Origin of the sequence: Chitinophaga japonensis, assembly GCF_007830125.1 — a bacterium.
In the GTDB taxonomy this organism is placed as follows: Bacteria; Bacteroidota; Bacteroidia; order Chitinophagales; family Chitinophagaceae; genus Chitinophaga; species Chitinophaga japonensis.
In genome coordinates this window covers 405304-421271 of the sequence record NZ_VLLG01000003.1, presented here as the reverse complement: position 1 = coordinate 421271, position 15968 = coordinate 405304, and the positions used below count along the sequence as shown (strand labels likewise).

The window sequence follows — 15968 nt, the reverse complement described above, 5'->3', positions numbered from 1 at the left end:
CATAAATCTTTTGAAATCGAAAAATTTCCCCGAATTAATTAATAATTAAGAATTAATAGTTAATAATAATAGCCCCACTGCCTTATGAAACACTCATGTAGCGGTTATTAATTATTCATTATTAATTATTAATTAATAGTTTGCATTCAGCGCGGGATTGGCCCGCTCGGCGGCCTCTATGCCGGCAAAGCTGGACAACACGTCGGCCTTCCCTTTCATTACCGCCACGGTATGCTCATAGTGAACGGAGGGCTGCTCATCGCGGGTGGCTACCGTCCAACCGTCATCCATATACGCCACATCCTTGGTGCCCAGGTTTACCATCGGCTCAATGGCAATTACCAGTCCTTCCTTCATCATAGGGCCGCTGCCCCGCTTGCCGTAGTTAGGTACCTGCGGATCTTCATGGAGTTGCCGGCCCAGGCCGTGGCCCACCAGCTCGCGCACCACACCGTAGCCCCGCTCCTTTTCGGCGTGCTCCTGTATGGCGTAGGCAATATCCCCCACCCGGTTGCCGGCCACCGCCTTTTCAATGCCCTTGTACAGGGCCGCCTTGGTGGCGGTCATCAGGTCCAGCACCTCTTTCCTTACATTACCAATGGCGAAGGTATAGGCGCTATCCGCATGAAAACCATTGAGGTACACCCCCACGTCCACGGACACGATGTCCCCGTCCTTCAGCGCATAGGCATTGGGAATGCCGTGCACCACCTCGTCATTCACAGAAATGCAGCAGCTTTTGGGAAAGCCGCGGTAATCCTTGAAAGAGGGCACCGCCCCCTGCTCCCGGATAAACTGGTCTACCAGGTTATCCACTTCCAGGGTGGTCATGCCGGGCTTCAACACCTTTGCCACTGCTTCCAGGGCAGCGCTCAGTACGGATGCGCTTTTACGCATCAGCTCTATTTCCTCTTTATTCTTGTAATGGATCATGATATCTTCTCCGAAGGTCACAATGTCACAAGGTCAAAAGGCCTTTACCCTGGTAAGACCTTCTGACCTTGTGCTGTATAATGCGTCAATAAATTACTTACACATTGGCCGGGGCCGTTCTTCCCTTTATACGGCCGCCGGTGCTCATCAGGCCGTCGTAATGGCGCATCAGCAACTGGCTTTCGATCTGCTGCAGGGTATCCAATATTACCCCTACCATGATCAGCAGGGAGGTACCCCCGAAGAAGGAAGCAAAGTTACTGTTGATACGCAGGGCAGCCGCTATGCCGGGCATGATACCTACCAGGGCCAGGAAAAAGGCGCCGGGCAGGGTAATGCGGTCCATTACGGCGCCGATATAGTCCGCGGTAGCTTTACCGGGCTTTACGCCGGGAATGAACCCGTTGTTCCGCTTCATTTCTTCCGCCATCTGGTTGGGGTTGAAGATCAAAGCAGTATAAAAGTAGGTGAACACGATCACCAGCACCGCGTATATCAGGTTATAATAACCATTGGTATGGTCGCTGAATATACGGATGAAGCCGGAAGCGCTCTCGGAAGAGGTGGCAAAGCCAATAGCGGTGGCCGGTATGAACATGATGGCCTGGGCAAAGATGATGGGCATTACGCCTGCAGCATTCACCTTCAGGGGAATGAACTGGCGCACGCCGCCATATTGCTTGTTGCCTACAATACGTTTTGCATAGTTCACCGGGATCTTGCGGGTACCCTGTACCAGCAGGATCAGGCCGATGGTGATCACGATGAATACGGCGATCTCTATCAGGAATACCAGCAGGCCGCCGCCGCCTTCCGTTGTTTTGGAGGTGAACTCCTGGATCAGGGCCTGGGGCAGACGGGCCAGGATGCCCACCATGATGATCAGGGAGGTACCGTTGCCAATGCCTTTATCCGTGATCTTTTCACCCAGCCACATCACGAACAGCGTACCTGCGGTGAGCACTACGGTAGTGGACAGCCAGAACAGGAATGCGCCATATTCGGGAATGATGGCGCCGCCGGACTGGCCTTTCAGGTAAGCTACGTATGCGCTGGCCTGGAAACCGGTTACCACCACGGTGAGGAGACGGGTATACTGGTTAATCTTTTTCCTGCCGCTTTCACCTTCCTTCTGCAGTTTCTGGAAATAAGGCACTGCAATGGTCAACAGTTGAATAGCAATGGAGGCAGAGATATAGGGCATGATCCCCAACGCGAAAATGGATGCCCTTGAGAACGAGCCCCCGGCGAACATATTGAACAATCCCAGAATGCCCTGGTTGGATTTCTCGGAAAACTGCTGCAGGGCGTTGGCGTCAATGCCGGGTAACACGATGTAGGATCCTACGCGGTAAACGAGGACAAGGAGCAAAGTAGTAAGAATGCGGTTACGCAGGTCTTCTATGCTCCAGATGTTTTTTATTGTTTCAATAAACTTCTTCACAGGAAGATAAAGGTTTAATAGCGCTATTAAATTCGAAAAGACGCACTACTCCGTAGGCGTCTCCTCAGTCGTAAAGTCTTATACCAGTTCTACTGACCCACCTGCTTTCTCAACGAGCTGCCTGGCTTTTTCGCTGATAGCGTTCACCTTTACGGTTACTTTAGCTTTCAGTTCTCCCTGTCCCAACAGTTTCACCTTTTCGGTCCTGCTTACCAGGCCGTTAGCATACAGGTTTTCGAGGGAGAAATCCTGCAGGCCATATTTCTCAACCAGGTGATCTAACTGGCCCACGTTGAATACTTTTACTTCTTCGCGGTTCAGGCTTTTAAACCCACGTTTGGGCAAACGGCGTTGGATAGGCATCTGGCCACCTTCGTGACCTTTCTTGCTGGCATAACCGGCGCGGGATTGATGACCTTTATTACCTTTTGTAGCAGTGCCACCTTTACCGGACGCTTCGCCGCGACCGAGGCGTTTTTCTTTATGTACGGAACCTTTTGCAGGTTGCAGTGAATGCAGATTCATTCTTTAATAATTTTTTTTACTTACGCGGAAATTAACCGCTCGCTTGAATTAAGGTGTAATATATATAATACCGGTGTAAAAGTACGATTATTTAGTGAAGCCTGAACACAGTGCTCAGCCTTTCACGTCTTCCACTTTTACCAGGTGGTGTACCTTGCGTACCATGCCAACGATCTGCGGGGTGGCTTCCACCTCTACAGTAGCGTTCATTTTGGTAAGGCCCAGTGCTTTTAAGGTCAGTTTCTGCCTTTCCGGACGGTCTATACCACTTTTAACCTGGGTGATCTTGATCTTTGCCATAACATTAGAAAATTTCAAATTCCAAATTCCAAATCCCAAAATTGACATCTACCCGCTGAGCCATTAGCCAACTGCCATTACTGCCGGTACACTTATCCACCAGTTTGGAATTTGGATATTGGAATCTGGGATTTATTAATTTTATCCGTTAAACACTTTTTTCAGGGACACGCTCCTGCTCTTGGCTACCTGTATCGGTTCGCGCAGCAGGCCCAGCGCCTTGAAGGTGGCTTTTACCACGTTGTGCGGATTGGCAGAGCCCAGGGACTTGGCCAGCACGTCCGTGATACCGGCGCTTTCCAGTACAGCGCGCATAGAGCCTCCGGCAATCACACCGGTACCGTGGGCAGCCGGTTTGATCAGCACTTTGGCAGCGCCTTCCTTAGCCAGTTGGTCATGCGGAATGGTGCCTTTCATTACAGGTATCTTGATCAGGTTCTTTTTGGCGTCGTCAATACCTTTCGTGATAGCTTCCTGCACTTCTTTGGCTTTACCCAGGCCATGGCCTACCACACCGTTCTCGTTACCTACTACCACCAGGGCGGAAAAGCTGAAAGTACGGCCGCCTTTCGTGGTTTTGGTAACACGGTTAATGGCCACTACCTTCTCCTTCAACTCCAGGTCACCGGCCTTTACTTTATTGAATGAATTCTTTGCCATTTTATTATTTGCGAATTACGATTTCCAGAATTACGATTAGATTTAGAACTGCAGGCCACCTTCCCTGGCGCCGTCAGCCGCGCTTTTCACACGGCCATGGTATAAGTAACCGCCGCGGTCAAATGTGCAGGCAGTGATGCCCAGTTCTTTTGCTTTTGCAGCCAGGGCAACGCCTACCAGCTTGGATTTTTCCACTTTGGTACCCTTCTGGGCCAGGATGTCCTTATCGCGGGAAGAGGCAGCAGCCAGGGTAGTACCATTCGTATCGTCGATCAATTGTACGTAAATATCGCTGTTGCTGCGAAATACAGACAACCTCGGCTTTTGTGCCGTACCGGCCACCTTCTTACGGATGCGGTAACGGATCTTCTGTCTCTTGATTACTTTCGTGTTCATTGCTTCTGAATTTTTTACGCCCGATACTGCCGGGCTTTTTATATGCTCAGCCGGCAGGCCGGCAGTCTGTGCTGACTACCGGCCGCCTGCTAGTTATTTGCCTGCAGATTTACCTGCTTTCTTACGTACCACTTCATCGCTGTAGCGAACACCTTTACCTTTATAAGGCTCAGGCTTACGCAGGCTGCGGAGCTTGGCGGCTACCTGTCCCAGCAACTGGTTGTCAATACCTTCCAGCATGATCTTGGGATTGGCGCCTTTCACCGTTTCCGTGCTTACCTTCAGTTCTTTGGGCACTTCAAAAATGATATTGTGAGAGTAACCCAGTGACAGGTCCAGCAGTTGGCCCTGGTGAGTGGCTTTGTAACCTACCCCTACCAGTTCCAATTGTTTCTTGAAACCGTCTGTTACACCTTTCACCATGTTGGCGATCAAAGCGCGGTACAGACCGTGCAGCGCGCGGTGGCGGATCTGGTCTGTAGGACGGGATACGGTCAGCACGCCGTCTTTCACTTCTACTTTGATATCCCTGTCAATGCTTCTCTTCAGTTCGCCTTTCGGGCCTTTTACGGTAATTTCATTTGCCGGTGATACGGTTACTGTGATACCGCTGGCCAACTTGATGGGATTTTTCCCTATACGTGACATGATGTTAAGATTTATGTTTGTTTATAAGTACCGGCGTCCCGTGTTCAGCTCCGTATAGAAAGCTTAATTGTCAGTGCGCCGCGGAAATATTCATTAATAGATGTAGCATACCACTTCGCCGCCTACATTCTGCGCTTTGGCCTCTTTGTCGGTCATTACGCCCTTGGAGGTGGAGATCACTGCTACGCCCAGGCCGTTCTTGATACGGCGGAAGTCCGCAGGTTTGGAATACTGGCGCAGGCCGGGACGGCTGATACGCTGTAAGTCCTTGATAGCGGGCTCTTTTGTCTGAGGATCATACTTCAGGGCTATTTTGATCAGGCCCTGCTTGCTGTCTTCCTCGAATTTATACTTGAGGATATAACCTTTGTCGTACAGAATCTCTGTGATACGCTTTTTCAGCTTGGAGGCCGGAATTTCCACGATCCTGTGGTTAGCCATTTGAGCATTCCGGATCCGGGTCAGGAAGTCTGCTATTGGATCAGTAACCATTGTTTTGTAAAAAGTTAAAAGTTTACAATGCGATATCCAATCAGTAATAGATAGGAAAATCAATAATAAATAAAAATTACCAGCTAGCCTTTTTCACGCCGGGTATTTTACCAGCCAGGGCCAGGTCGCGGAACATGTTACGGCAGATGCCGAAATGACGCATGTAACCTTTAGGACGGCCGGTAAGCTGGCACCTGTTCTTCAGGCGAACGGGGGAAGCGTTCTTCGGCAGTTTGTCCAGTGCTGCATAATCGCCTTCAGCTTTCAGGGCTGCGCGTTTTTCTGCAAACTTGGCCACCATCGCTTCTCTCTTTCTTTGCCTGGCTTTTACGGATTCTTTTGCCATAAATTTTTAAAATTCCAAAGTTTATTAAAATTCCAAATTCCAAATATCCAAATTCCAAACAGCTCCCTTTGGGATTTGGAATTTGTGATCCGGAATTTAATCCTTTTTCATGTTCTTGAACGGCATGCCCAGCTCTTTCAGCAGTTCATAAGCTTCTTCGTTGGTAGTAGCCGTTGTTACGAAAGTGATATCCATACCGGAGATCTTGGTCACCTTATCGATGTCGATTTCCGGGAAGATGATCTGTTCGGTGATGCCCAGGGTATAGTTACCGCGGCCATCAAATGCCTTTTCATTCACGCCTTTGAAGTCGCGAACGCGGGGCAGGGACACAGCGATCAAACGGTCCAGGAAGTCGTACATATTAGTACCGCGCAGGGTTACGCGGGCGCCGATGGGCATGTGCTTCCTGAGTTTGAAGTTGGAGATATCTTTCTTGGACAGCGTAGGGATCGCTTTCTGGCCGGCGATACGGGTCATTTCATCTACCGCATTGTCTACCAGTTTTTTATCGGTCACAGCGCCGTTGATACCCTGGTTCAGGCATATTTTCACGAGGCGGGGCACCTGCATGACGCTCTTGTAGTTGAATTTCTTCATGAGAGCGGCTACCACTTCCTCGCGGTATTTTTTCTGCAGCCTGGGAATATATGAAGTAGTGTTTGCCATTATTTAATTACCTCCCCTGATTTTTTAGCTATACGAACTAATTTACCGTTTTCTCTCTGCCTGTTCACCTTGGACGGTTTTCCAGCCTTCGCATCCCACAACATTACGTTAGAAATAGCGATAGGCGCTTCCTGCTTTACAATACCGCCTTTGGTATTCTGTGCAGTAGGCTTGGTGTGCTTGGTAACGATATTTACGCCTTCCACCAGTACGCGGGCTTTGTCTATCAACACTTCCAGCACCTTGCGGGGCTTGGTCCTGTCCTTATCATCGCCGGCAATCACCACTACCATATCGCCCTTCTTGATGTTGAACTTAGGCTTGAATCTAGTTTTCATTTTAATTTATTTATAAACGCCAAGCGAAACCCTTGTTTCGCTTGATAAAAAATGACTCGTTTTTTATAAACGGGCTGCAAAGATAAGTAAAAAAACGGATTTTTTACTTTTTACAGCACCTCAGGCGCCAGGGATATGATCTTCATGTATCCCTTATCACGCAGCTCACGGGCAACCGGACCGAAAATACGGGTACCGCGGGGCTCGTCAGAGTTATTCAGCAATACAACGGCATTATCGTCAAAACGGATATAGGATCCGTCTTTACGGCGCAGCTTGTTCTTGGTTCTTACGATAACAGCTTTGGTCACCATGCCTTTCTTCACGCCACCGGCAGGGATGGCATCCTTAACGGTCACTACAATCTTGTCGCCCACTTTCGCATAATCCTGCCCGGAGTTGCCCAGCACCCGTATACACAGCACCTCTTTAGCGCCGCTGTTATCAGCTACATTCAGCCTTGATTCTTGTTGTATCATCTTAAAATAAGTTTTGCTAGTTGTTTACTCAGCGGCTGCGTCCGGGAGCGCCGGCAGGCAGCTTGAAACAAATGATTGAATTATTTTACTTTCTCGATAATCTCTACCAGTCTCCAGCACTTGTTCTTGCTCAGCGGACGGGCTTCCATGATACGCACGGTATCGCCGATGCTGCACTCGTTCTTTTCGTCGTGCGCCATGAACTTGGTCGTCTTTTTCACGAACTTACCATAGATCGGGTGCTTCACCTTACGCTCCACGGTTACAGTAATGGTTTTATCCATCTTATTGCTGGAAACCACACCAGTCCTGGTTTTCCTTAAATTTCTTATTTCGGTCATTGTTGAAAGTGTTTTTCCTCTCAAACCCATCCGGTTTTGCGGAAGGGATTAAATGAATATGTAATAATATTGGTGGATTTAAAAGCCCAGCTCCCTTTTACGCAGTTCAGTTTTCATCCGGGCGATCTCACGTCTCAAGGAGCGGATGCTCATTGGATTTTCGATCGGCGTGATGGCATGACTAAACGTAATCTTCTTCAAGCGCAATTGCTCTTCAGTGATCTTGTCTTTCAGATCCTGCTCGCTGAGGCTTTTCAGATCCTGTTTTACTTTTGCCATTGCTATAATTTTTATTTGCTTGTTTTACCAGAAATAGAATACTCCTACATCACATTTACGCAACGTAATCGCGGCGTACCACAAATTTCACTTTGATCGGCAGCTTCTGAGCGGCCAGCTCCATGGCTTCTTTTGCCAGTTGCAGGGGCACCCCGTCTGCTTCAAACAGGATACGGCCCGGCTTTACTACAGCCGCCCAATGGTCCGGCGCACCTTTACCTTTACCCATCCTCACTTCCAGCGGTTTGGCTGTAATGGGTTTGTCAGGGAATATGCGGATCCATACGTTACCTTCACGTTTCATATGCCTGGTCAGGGCCACACGGGCAGCTTCTATCTGCCTGTCTGTGATCCATTTCGGCTCTAATGCTTTAAGTCCGAACGTACCAAAGGAAAGGGTCGCACCGCGCTTGGCGTTACCTTTGATGCGGCCTTTATGCATTTTCCTGTGTTTCGTTCTCTTGGGCTGTAACATTGTTATATGTTATTAATTGTTAATCGATAATTGTTAATTGCTTATCTGCGACCACCCCTGTCGCCGCCACCTCTTCTTTCGCCACGGCCTTCTCTTCTCTCACCGCGGTCACCCCCTCTTTCGGGACGGCCACCGGTACGGCCTTCACCTTCCTTACCGCTCAGCACGTTCGGGTTCAGGTCGCGCTTACCCAGCACTTCACCTTTACAGATCCATACCTTGATGCCTATTTTACCGTAAACGGTAAGGGCAAACAAGGATGCATAATCAATATCCATACGATAGGTATGCAGGGGGGTACGGCCTTGCTTGATCTCTTCTGAACGGGCGATCTCCGCGCCACCCAGACGGCCGCTCACCTTCACCTTGATACCTTCTGCACCCATTCTTAAAGCGGTGGCAATAGCCATTTTGATAGCGCGCTTATAGTTGATGCGGCTTTCTATCTGCTTGGCGATTGTTTCAGCAACGATATTGGCGTCCACTTCCGGACGGCGGATCTCCAGAATGTTGATCTGTACATCCTCCTTGCCGGTCAGTTTCTTCAGCTCTTCCTTGATACGGTCTACCTCGTTGCCGCCTTTACCTATAATGATACCAGGTTTGGAGGTATGGATGGTAATGATCAGCTTACCCAGCGTCCGTTCAATCACTACGCGGGAAATGCCCCCTTTATTGATACGGGCATTCAGGTAAGTCCTGATCTTGTTATCTTCGATCAGTTTGGTAGCATAGTCTTTCTTGCTGCCATACCAATTAGAGTCCCATCCTCTGATGATACCTAACCTGTTACCAATAGGATTTGTTTTCTGACCCATGTTCCTGGTTTATTTATCTAATTAGTTGAATAGTTTTTATTTCGTTTCTGCTGCTGGTGCTGTCTCTGCCACTGCTACGCTACGGCTGTCCACCACGATGGTAACGTGGTTGCTTCTCTTGCGGACACGGTACCCCCTGCCCTGCGGTGCGGGGCGCATTCTTTTCAGGATGCGGCCGCCATCCACGTAGACGGTCTTCACGATCAGGTTAGCATCTTCTACCCTTGTTCCCTCATTCTTCACCTTCCAGTTGGCGATAGCAGATACCAACAGCTTTTCCAGTGGAACGCTGGGATGTTTGGGATGGAATTTCAAAATATTCAAAGCCTTTTCCACATCCAGACCGCGGATCAGATCTGCCAGCAAACGCATTTTGCGGGTAGATGTAGGATTATTTTTCAGCTTAGCTACTGCCTCCATAATGTACGATGTTTGAAATATGAAGTATGATGTATGATGATCGAAGTATGATCTTCTTACTTCTCACACACTCATTTTATTTGTTACATTTTTTTATTAGCGTGTCCTTTAAAGTTGCGGGTTGGCGCAAACTCACCCAGCTTATGGCCTACCATAAACTCTGTTACATATACAGGGATGAACTTGTTACCATTGTGCACCGCAAATGTATGGCCCACAAAGTCAGGAGTAATGGTAGAACGGCGGCTCCATGTTTTGATCACGGAACGCTTGGTGCCTTCATTCATCTTCTCTACTTTCTGCTCTAATTTGTGGTCTACGTAAGGACCTTTTCTAATGGAACGACCCATGTCTTAAATTTTAAATTCCAAATTCCAATATCCAAATTCCAAACTCCAAACGATTTTTTCCAGCAGTGTGCTCCCTTTGGGGATCTGGAATTTGGGATTGGGAATTTTAATTATAATTTTTTGCCATTTTTCCTGGTAATGATCAGCTTGTCAGAGCTCTTATGCGGTTTCCTGGTTTTCAGGCCTTTCGCATATTTACCTGTCCTGGACCTGGGGTGACCGCCGGAGGCTTTACCTTCACCACCACCCATCGGGTGATCTACCGGGTTCATGGCCACGCCACGGTTGCGGGGGCGGATGCCTCTCCAGCGATTGGCGCCGGCCTTACCCATGGATTCCAGGGCATGGTCAGAGTTGGAAACGGTGCCTACGGTGGCCATGCAGGTGATCAGCACCTTGCGCAGCTCGCCGGAGGGCATTTTCAGCACGGCATATTTTTCTTCCTTGTTGGACAACTGGGCATAAGTACCGGCGCTGCGGGCGATGGCGCCGCCTTTACCAGGCTGCAGCTCGATATTGTGCACCACGGTACCCAACGGCATGTTCTTCAGCGCCAGCGCATTCCCTACTTCAGGGGCTGCTTCGGGGCCGCTTACCACGGTAGCGCCCACCTGCAGGCCCTGGGGGGCCAGGATGTAACGCTTTTCGCCGTCTGCGTAGTTCAGCAGGGCAATAAATGCGCTACGGTTAGGATCGTATTCGATGCTCTTAACGGTAGCGGGTATGTTCTGTTTGTCGCGTTTGAAATCTATGATACGGTAGTGCTTTTTGTGGCCGCCACCAATGTATCGCATAGACCTTCTACCCTGTGCGTTCCTGCCGCCTGATTTCTTAACAGGGTCCAGGAGGGTTTTTTCCGGCGTGTCCGTGGTCAGTTCGGCATAAGCATTGCCTATTTTCCAACGGGTGCCGGCTGTCATCGGTTTGTACTTCTTCAGTGCCATTGTCTAGTTACGAATTGCTAGTTATTGTTTTATAATCTGATCTGTATATACATCCATTGTCCCGGCTGTTAATGCCGGGAACAGGCACTATATGTTAGCATACAGATCTATAGTTTCTCCTTCTGCCAGGGTAACGATCGCCTTTTTGTAGGAAGGCTTTCTACCTGCAATGAAACCTGCCTTGGTAAAGCGGAACTTGCTTTTACCGGGCATAACGGCAGTATTCACCTCTGCTACGGCCACGCCGTAAAAATCTTCCACTGCTTTTTTGATCTCCAGCTTGTTGGCTTTTTTGTCAACAACGAAGTAGTAGCGGTTGAATTTCTCAGTGGCTTTGTTCACCTTTTCTGTTACCACCGGTTTGATCAAAACATCTGAAAGTTTCATTTCCTATAGCTTTTAGCTATCAGCGCTTAGCTGCGTAGCTGTTTGATTTTTAATGTTTAATTATGCTTCTGCTTCAGCCGGTTCTTCACTGAAAATTTTGGCGGCGCTTTCAGTAAACACCAGGTAGTTGCTGTTCATGATATCATAGGTATTGATATCCGCCAGCACCACGCCGTCTACAGTGGGCACGTTCCTTAAGGACAGGTATACATTATCGTTATACTCGGGCAGCACCACCAGGGTTTTGCGGCCGTCTACGTTGACGTTCAGATTCTTCAGGATACCCACGAACTGCTTGGTCTTGGGTGTATCCAGGTTTACGTCTTCCACCACGATAATGCTGCTTTCCTTCGCCTTGGTAGACAGGGCGGAGATCTTTGCCAGATCTTTCACTTTCCTGTTCAGCTTAAAGTCATAGCGATGCGGTTTGGGACCGAAAATGGTACCACCGCCTTTATATAAAGGGTTACGGATGTTGCCTTTACGGGAACCACCGGTACCTTTTTGTTTGTGGAGTTTACGGGAAGCACCTTTCACTTCTGCTCTGGTCTTTACCTTGTGGGTGCCCTGACGCTGAGCGGCCAGGTATTGTTTTACAGCCAGGTAAATAACATGGTTATTAGGTTCCACGCCAAAGATCTCTTCAGGAAGCTCAATAGTTCTTCCGGTTTTCTTTCCTTCTATATTTAAAATATCGAGTTGCATATTACTTCTGGATTAAAACGATTGAACCATTGTGGCCGGGAACGGAACCACTTACCAGGATATAATTCTTGTCAGGGAATATCTTCAGAATTTTCAGGCCTTTCACTTTCACTCTTTCATTGCCGGTCTGGCCTGCCATACGCATACCTTTGAAAACGCGGGAAGGATAAGAAGAACCGCCGATGGAACCGGGCGCCCTGCTTCTGTCGTGCTGACCGTGGGTAGCTTCACCCACACCGGCAAAACCGTGGCGTTTTACAACACCCTGGAAGCCTTTACCTTTGGAAGTGCCTACAATGTCCACCTTTTCACCTTCTGCAAATATTTCGCAGGTGATGGTGTCACCCAGGGCTTTTTCTACATCAGGGTTACGGAATTCTTTTACAAAACGTTTGGGAGAGGTGCTTGCTTTCGCGAAGTGATTTGTGATAGCTTTGGTGGCGTGCTTTTCTTTCTTTTCGCCATATGCCACCTGGATTGCGGTGTAACCGTCTGTGGCTTGTGACTTCACCTGTGTAACCACACAGGGACCGGCTTCGAGAATGGTACAGGCCGTTTGCTTACCATTAGGCTCGAAGATGCTGGTCATGCCAATCTTTTTACCAATAATACCTTTCATTGTTATATAGTTTTACCCAGCGCCTGGGGGTGTTCGTGCTCTCCCCAGGATAGGCGGTTTACATACATTTATTGGGCGGCCACCCGGAAGGCGTGACCTGATATTTATTTTGATAATTTATTATTGTATTGTATGCCAGCCGGTTACTTACAACCGGGGCAATGTCCGCAATACAACTGTCTTTGCAAGGGCCCCGATGAATCCCCTTTCGGGATTCTGCCCACCTGCCGACGTCCTACGCTTTGATCTCCACTTCCACACCGGAGGGCAGATCCAGCTTACTCAGGGCATCCACCGTCCTGGAAGAAGAGGTATAAATATCCAGCAAACGCTTATGCGTGCACAACTGGAATTGCTCTCTCGCTTTCTTGTTAACGTGCGGAGAACGCAGTACCGTAAAGATTTTCTTTTCAGTAGGTAACGGAATAGGGCCAGTTACCACGGCACCCGTGTTACGCACGGTTTTTACGATCTTCTCAGCAGATTTGTCTACCAGGTTATGATCGTAGGACTTCAGCTTGATTCTAATTCTCTGAGACATATGCAATGAACTTCTTCTTTTTTACCCTTACAATTTGGGAGGGCAAAGGTAAACCGTTTTTTATCAAATGACAAATTATTTTGGGAAAAAAGCCAATAAAAATAGGGGTCCATCCCAATACCGGCCGGGCCGGATCAAAATGGAACCCCTTGAAATTCAGTGTAATGCCTAAAAACGAACGTACCGGATCAGAAGGGCACGCCACCCAGTAAAGAACTCAGTAACGCCATCAACAGTGCGATGATTGAATTGAGTAAGTCCATAAAAAGGTTTTTCATCGGGTTACGCCTACTCTATTGAACTGGTTTTCGGCAATCCCAGGGGTTACGCGCGTGGTTCCCGTTATAAAATTACCCGCTGCGGCCCGGATGCGGTGCGTTCATTTTATCCATTTCATGCATAAAGGAAGCTCCTGTTCATTCCGGTAAAGGACCTGCAACGGTAACCGGGCTCCGCGCGCAGCAGGAACCCGCGGCGATGACCGGGAAAAATGCGTGGCAGTACATGTTTCCCGGTGCTTCACCGTTTATAAGATCCCCAGTAAGGCCGTTAGAAAATCCAGAATGGCCCAGATCAGGTCAGCCAGTGACATAAACATGGTTTTGTGGTGTTTCGCCTACTCTGTTGCTTGGTTTTCGGCAATCCCAAATGCCGGTTACCCGCTGTAACAGCATGCCGCCAAAATAATAGATGCTGGGCAACATTTTTTATTCATTCCTGTTCATTTTCAATGAGTTTGATCAGGCTGTTCAATGGATGGGCTTCCGCCGTGCCCGCCAGCCGCAGAAACGGTAATGACCCCTGCCCCACCTTTTACGGTGCGGAACAGGGGCCTTTGCCTTGCGTATATGTCAGTTAGCGGGTTGAGCTTATCTTCCGCCTTCTTCCCGGATGATCTCCCTGGCTTTGGCCGTAGGCAGGTAGATCTGGAAGCCCACACCCAGGTTCAGCCGGTTGGAAGTAGTGGCGCTGCCAAAACCTACCGTTAGCTCGTATTTCAGCAGGGCTTCCAGCGCTACGTTCGGCGTAATGAAATAGGCCAGCCCGGGGCCAAACCCTATATCCAGGCCGGTAGTGCTGGCATCCGTGTTGGAATTGCTGGAGCCGCCAAAGCCTGCATTCGCCTCCAGGAAAAAGCGGGCTCTCCGGGAAAACTCCAGTTTCCGTACCCTGCTATCCTGGATAAAATAACGGCCCAATGCGCCAATACCATACTGGGTAGTGGTGCCGGCGTCCTTGGCTGTCACCAGCCCCATCTTGGCATATCCGCCCAGGGCCAGGTCATCTTTAATAAAATACGCCACCTTGGGGGTAATGTCCATGGAAAACCGGGTGCCGCCACCATCCAGGAAGTCCAGCCCGAAATTGCTGATGTTTCCGCCTACCATCAGGTTACCTTTCTGGGTTTGTGCTACAGCGGCGGTGTTAAACAATACTACAGCCAGGACGGCCAGGGTTAATTGTTGCAATTTGTTCATGTCCTCAATTTTTATTTAATAAATACTTGCCATCAAACGAAATATTGCTCATTGCGGATAAAGGAACCGGCAACAAATAATAAGCCAACAACATACATGAAAAGATCAAAACAGGCTGGGGATAATGGGACACAAAAGTACTGAAAATGAACGACATAATATATTTCTGATGATATACTGCCCGGCCTGATAACTTCCGGGCAGCCGTTTTCGTTATATAACAGCCAATACTTAAAACTTGTTTTATGCAAAGACCTGTATTATTGTTTTTCAGCGCGATAGTGGCCTGCACCCTCAGCTTTGCCTGCAAAAAGGACAGCAGGTTGCCACAGGAGGAGGACAACTGGCCGGCGGACAGCGTGCGGACGGTAGCTTCACAGCTCAGCTATCCCTGGGAGATAATATGGGGCCCGGATGATCATATCTGGATGACGGAGCGCGGCGGTCGTATCAGCCGTATCGAGCCCAGGACGGGCAATGTGCAGGTGCTGCTCACCATCAGCGAGGTGGAGAGCCAGGGCGAAGGCGGCCTGCTGGGCATGGCCCTGCACCCGGAATTCGGCCAGCAGCCCTATATATACGTGGTATATAATTATGAGCAGAACGGGAACTACCTGGAGAAAGTGGTACGGTATACCTACGGGAATAATACGCTGACCGCCCCCCAGGTGCTGCTGGACAATATCAGCGCGGCCGGCATCCACAACGGCTCCCGCCTGCTGATCGATGCCGGCAACAAGCTGTGGATCACTACCGGCGACGCCTCGGCCGCCCAGGACGCCCAGGATACCGGCAGCCCCAACGGCAAGGTGCTGCGCATTAACCTGGATGGCAGCATACCGGACGACAACCCCTTTGCCGGCAGCCCGGTATGGAGCTATGGCCACCGCAATGCCCAGGGGCTGGTGCTGGTAAATGGCATATTGTATGCCTCGGAGCACGGGCCGTCCATTGAGGATGAAGTAAATATTATAGAAAAGCAGCGCAATTACGGCTGGCCTGCTGTAAACGGCCCCTGCGACCAGGCCGGTGAGGTGAATTTCTGCGCGCTCCATAATGTGCGGGCGCCCATCTGGTCGTCCGGTGGCAGCACCGTGGCCACTTCCGGCATGGACTATTATAACAATGACCGTATCCCGGAATGGGCCCACTCCCTGCTGCTAACCACCCTGAAAGGCGAGCGGCTGTACCAGTTGCAGTTGTCGCAGGACGGACAACGCATAACCGGCTACCGCACCTGGTTTACCAATGCCTTTGGCCGCCTGCGGGATGTGTGCGTTTCCCCGGCCGGCAGGGTGTATCTCTGCACCAGCAATGGCAATAACGACCAGGTGATAGAGATCAGCAGCCCGGAATAAATAAAAAGGAAAAAATAAAAAAA

The 15968-nt window shown here is 49.4% G+C and carries 25 protein-coding genes; 1 reads left to right on the top strand and 24 read right to left on the bottom strand.

All coding sequences use genetic code 11. The annotated features are described in order from the left end of the window. Positions 1–132 precede the first annotated feature (132 nt). The 24 genes from map to LX66_RS10755 all read right to left on the bottom strand — a co-directional run bounded on the left by map (position 133) and on the right by LX66_RS10755 (position 14587). The gene (map, locus tag LX66_RS10870) at positions 133–954 is read right to left on the bottom strand and encodes a type I methionyl aminopeptidase (protein ID WP_244620369.1); all 822 of its coding nucleotides are present in this window, start codon (positions 952–954) and stop codon (positions 133–135) included. Between the two features lie 76 nt (positions 955–1030). Further along, positions 1031–2377, bottom strand: coding sequence for a preprotein translocase subunit SecY (secY, locus tag LX66_RS10865; RefSeq protein WP_145713027.1), 1347 nt, complete (start codon positions 2375–2377; stop codon positions 1031–1033). 78 nt (positions 2378–2455) lie between these two features. After that, on the bottom strand, positions 2456–2902 hold the full coding sequence (gene rplO, locus LX66_RS10860; RefSeq protein ID WP_145713025.1) for a 50S ribosomal protein L15: 447 nt from the start codon (positions 2900–2902) through the stop codon (positions 2456–2458). A gap of 114 nt (positions 2903–3016) precedes the next feature. Next, on the bottom strand, positions 3017–3202 hold the full coding sequence (gene rpmD / locus LX66_RS10855; protein WP_145713022.1) for a 50S ribosomal protein L30: 186 nt from the start codon (positions 3200–3202) through the stop codon (positions 3017–3019). Positions 3203–3343: 141 nt separating this feature from the next. Continuing rightward, positions 3344–3862 carry a 30S ribosomal protein S5 gene (rpsE, locus tag LX66_RS10850; RefSeq protein ID WP_145713019.1) on the bottom strand — a complete coding sequence of 173 codons (519 nt, stop codon included), beginning with the start codon at positions 3860–3862 and terminating at the stop codon, positions 3344–3346. 42 nt (positions 3863–3904) lie between these two features. After that, entirely contained in the window at positions 3905–4258 is a 354-nt protein-coding gene (gene rplR / locus LX66_RS10845) for a 50S ribosomal protein L18 (RefSeq protein WP_145713016.1), read from the bottom strand. Positions 4259–4351: 93 nt separating this feature from the next. Continuing rightward, on the bottom strand, positions 4352–4906 hold the full coding sequence (gene rplF, locus LX66_RS10840; RefSeq protein WP_145713013.1) for a 50S ribosomal protein L6: 555 nt from the start codon (positions 4904–4906) through the stop codon (positions 4352–4354). A 93-nt stretch (positions 4907–4999) separates the two neighbouring features. Then, positions 5000–5398, bottom strand: a complete 399-nt coding sequence (gene rpsH / locus LX66_RS10835) for a 30S ribosomal protein S8 (RefSeq protein ID WP_145713010.1) — start codon at positions 5396–5398, stop codon at positions 5000–5002. Positions 5399–5474: 76 nt separating this feature from the next. Then, a complete protein-coding gene (gene rpsN, locus LX66_RS10830; protein WP_145713007.1) occupies positions 5475–5744 on the bottom strand; it encodes a 30S ribosomal protein S14 in 270 nt (89 codons plus the stop codon). A 96-nt stretch (positions 5745–5840) separates the two neighbouring features. After that, entirely contained in the window at positions 5841–6413 is a 573-nt protein-coding gene (gene rplE, locus LX66_RS10825) for a 50S ribosomal protein L5 (protein ID WP_244620368.1), read from the bottom strand. After that, a complete protein-coding gene (rplX, locus tag LX66_RS10820; RefSeq protein ID WP_145713004.1) occupies positions 6413–6751 on the bottom strand; it encodes a 50S ribosomal protein L24 in 339 nt (112 codons plus the stop codon). The genes rplE and rplX overlap by 1 nt, the downstream gene beginning before the upstream one ends. 110 nt (positions 6752–6861) lie before the next feature. After that, positions 6862–7230 (bottom strand): 50S ribosomal protein L14, encoded by a 369-nt coding sequence (gene rplN / locus LX66_RS10815; RefSeq protein WP_089918397.1) that lies wholly within the window; start codon positions 7228–7230, stop codon positions 6862–6864. An 80-nt stretch (positions 7231–7310) separates the two neighbouring features. Then, a complete protein-coding gene (rpsQ, locus tag LX66_RS10810) occupies positions 7311–7571 on the bottom strand; it encodes a 30S ribosomal protein S17 (RefSeq protein ID WP_145713001.1) in 261 nt (86 codons plus the stop codon). 78 nt (positions 7572–7649) lie between these two features. Continuing rightward, a complete protein-coding gene (gene rpmC / locus LX66_RS10805; RefSeq protein WP_145712998.1) occupies positions 7650–7850 on the bottom strand; it encodes a 50S ribosomal protein L29 in 201 nt (66 codons plus the stop codon). 55 nt (positions 7851–7905) lie between these two features. Next, positions 7906–8325: a 50S ribosomal protein L16 gene (rplP, locus tag LX66_RS10800; protein WP_145712995.1), complete on the bottom strand. Its 420-nt coding sequence runs from the start codon at positions 8323–8325 to the stop codon at positions 7906–7908. Positions 8326–8366: 41 nt separating this feature from the next. Further along, the gene (gene rpsC / locus LX66_RS10795; protein WP_145712992.1) at positions 8367–9143 is read right to left on the bottom strand and encodes a 30S ribosomal protein S3; all 777 of its coding nucleotides are present in this window, start codon (positions 9141–9143) and stop codon (positions 8367–8369) included. A 36-nt stretch (positions 9144–9179) separates the two neighbouring features. After that, complete coding sequence (rplV, locus tag LX66_RS10790; protein ID WP_145712989.1) at positions 9180–9563, bottom strand: 50S ribosomal protein L22; 384 nt, start codon at positions 9561–9563, stop codon at positions 9180–9182. Positions 9564–9646: 83 nt separating this feature from the next. Then, on the bottom strand, positions 9647–9913 hold the full coding sequence (gene rpsS, locus LX66_RS10785; RefSeq protein WP_145712986.1) for a 30S ribosomal protein S19: 267 nt from the start codon (positions 9911–9913) through the stop codon (positions 9647–9649). 110 nt (positions 9914–10023) lie between these two features. After that, entirely contained in the window at positions 10024–10857 is an 834-nt protein-coding gene (rplB, locus tag LX66_RS10780; protein WP_145712983.1) for a 50S ribosomal protein L2, read from the bottom strand. 87 nt (positions 10858–10944) lie between these two features. After that, positions 10945–11244, bottom strand: coding sequence for a 50S ribosomal protein L23 (gene rplW / locus LX66_RS10775; RefSeq protein ID WP_145712980.1), 300 nt, complete (start codon positions 11242–11244; stop codon positions 10945–10947). A gap of 60 nt (positions 11245–11304) precedes the next feature. Continuing rightward, a complete protein-coding gene (gene rplD, locus LX66_RS10770) occupies positions 11305–11949 on the bottom strand; it encodes a 50S ribosomal protein L4 (RefSeq protein ID WP_145712977.1) in 645 nt (214 codons plus the stop codon). 1 nt (position 11950) lies between these two features. After that, entirely contained in the window at positions 11951–12568 is a 618-nt protein-coding gene (gene rplC, locus LX66_RS10765) for a 50S ribosomal protein L3 (protein ID WP_145712974.1), read from the bottom strand. Between the two features lie 235 nt (positions 12569–12803). Continuing rightward, entirely contained in the window at positions 12804–13109 is a 306-nt protein-coding gene (rpsJ, locus tag LX66_RS10760) for a 30S ribosomal protein S10 (protein ID WP_012789286.1), read from the bottom strand. An 869-nt stretch (positions 13110–13978) separates the two neighbouring features. Then, complete coding sequence (locus LX66_RS10755) at positions 13979–14587, bottom strand: outer membrane beta-barrel protein (protein WP_145712971.1); 609 nt, start codon at positions 14585–14587, stop codon at positions 13979–13981. Between the two features lie 245 nt (positions 14588–14832). Between LX66_RS10755 and LX66_RS10750 the strand changes: the two genes are divergently transcribed. Continuing rightward, on the top strand, positions 14833–15945 hold the full coding sequence (locus LX66_RS10750; RefSeq protein WP_145712968.1) for a PQQ-dependent sugar dehydrogenase: 1113 nt from the start codon (positions 14833–14835) through the stop codon (positions 15943–15945). Positions 15946–15968: the final 23 nt, after the last annotated feature.

Bases quoted from the DNA above. Each gene is read 5' to 3' on its own strand.
- rplO (WP_145713025.1), bottom strand. From the start codon at position 2,902: ATGAATCTGCATTCACTGCAACCTGCAAAAGGTTCCGTACATAAAGAA.
- rpmD (WP_145713022.1), bottom strand. From the start codon at position 3,202: ATGGCAAAGATCAAGATCACCCAGGTTAAAAGTGGTATAGACCGTCCG.
- rpsE (WP_145713019.1), bottom strand. From the start codon at position 3,862: ATGGCAAAGAATTCATTCAATAAAGTAAAGGCCGGTGACCTGGAGTTG.
- rplR (WP_145713016.1), bottom strand. From the start codon at position 4,258: ATGAACACGAAAGTAATCAAGAGACAGAAGATCCGTTACCGCATCCGT.
- rplF (WP_145713013.1), bottom strand. From the start codon at position 4,906: ATGTCACGTATAGGGAAAAATCCCATCAAGTTGGCCAGCGGTATCACA.
- rpsH (WP_145713010.1), bottom strand. From the start codon at position 5,398: ATGGTTACTGATCCAATAGCAGACTTCCTGACCCGGATCCGGAATGCT.
- rpsN (WP_145713007.1), bottom strand. From the start codon at position 5,744: ATGGCAAAAGAATCCGTAAAAGCCAGGCAAAGAAAGAGAGAAGCGATG.
- rplE (WP_244620368.1), bottom strand. From the start codon at position 6,413: ATGGCAAACACTACTTCATATATTCCCAGGCTGCAGAAAAAATACCGC.
- rplX (WP_145713004.1), bottom strand. From the start codon at position 6,751: ATGAAAACTAGATTCAAGCCTAAGTTCAACATCAAGAAGGGCGATATG.
- rplN (WP_089918397.1), bottom strand. From the start codon at position 7,230: ATGATACAACAAGAATCAAGGCTGAATGTAGCTGATAACAGCGGCGCT.
- rpsQ (WP_145713001.1), bottom strand. From the start codon at position 7,571: ATGACCGAAATAAGAAATTTAAGGAAAACCAGGACTGGTGTGGTTTCC.
- rpmC (WP_145712998.1), bottom strand. From the start codon at position 7,850: ATGGCAAAAGTAAAACAGGATCTGAAAAGCCTCAGCGAGCAGGATCTG.
- rplP (WP_145712995.1), bottom strand. From the start codon at position 8,325: ATGTTACAGCCCAAGAGAACGAAACACAGGAAAATGCATAAAGGCCGC.
- rpsC (WP_145712992.1), bottom strand. From the start codon at position 9,143: ATGGGTCAGAAAACAAATCCTATTGGTAACAGGTTAGGTATCATCAGA.
- rplV (WP_145712989.1), bottom strand. From the start codon at position 9,563: ATGGAGGCAGTAGCTAAGCTGAAAAATAATCCTACATCTACCCGCAAA.
- rpsS (WP_145712986.1), bottom strand. From the start codon at position 9,913: ATGGGTCGTTCCATTAGAAAAGGTCCTTACGTAGACCACAAATTAGAG.
- rplB (WP_145712983.1), bottom strand. From the start codon at position 10,857: ATGGCACTGAAGAAGTACAAACCGATGACAGCCGGCACCCGTTGGAAA.
- rplW (WP_145712980.1), bottom strand. From the start codon at position 11,244: ATGAAACTTTCAGATGTTTTGATCAAACCGGTGGTAACAGAAAAGGTG.
- rplD (WP_145712977.1), bottom strand. From the start codon at position 11,949: ATGCAACTCGATATTTTAAATATAGAAGGAAAGAAAACCGGAAGAACT.
- rplC (WP_145712974.1), bottom strand. From the start codon at position 12,568: ATGAAAGGTATTATTGGTAAAAAGATTGGCATGACCAGCATCTTCGAG.
- rpsJ (WP_012789286.1), bottom strand. From the start codon at position 13,109: ATGTCTCAGAGAATTAGAATCAAGCTGAAGTCCTACGATCATAACCTG.
- LX66_RS10755 (WP_145712971.1), bottom strand. From the start codon at position 14,587: ATGAACAAATTGCAACAATTAACCCTGGCCGTCCTGGCTGTAGTATTG.
- LX66_RS10750 (WP_145712968.1), top strand. From the start codon at position 14,833: ATGCAAAGACCTGTATTATTGTTTTTCAGCGCGATAGTGGCCTGCACC.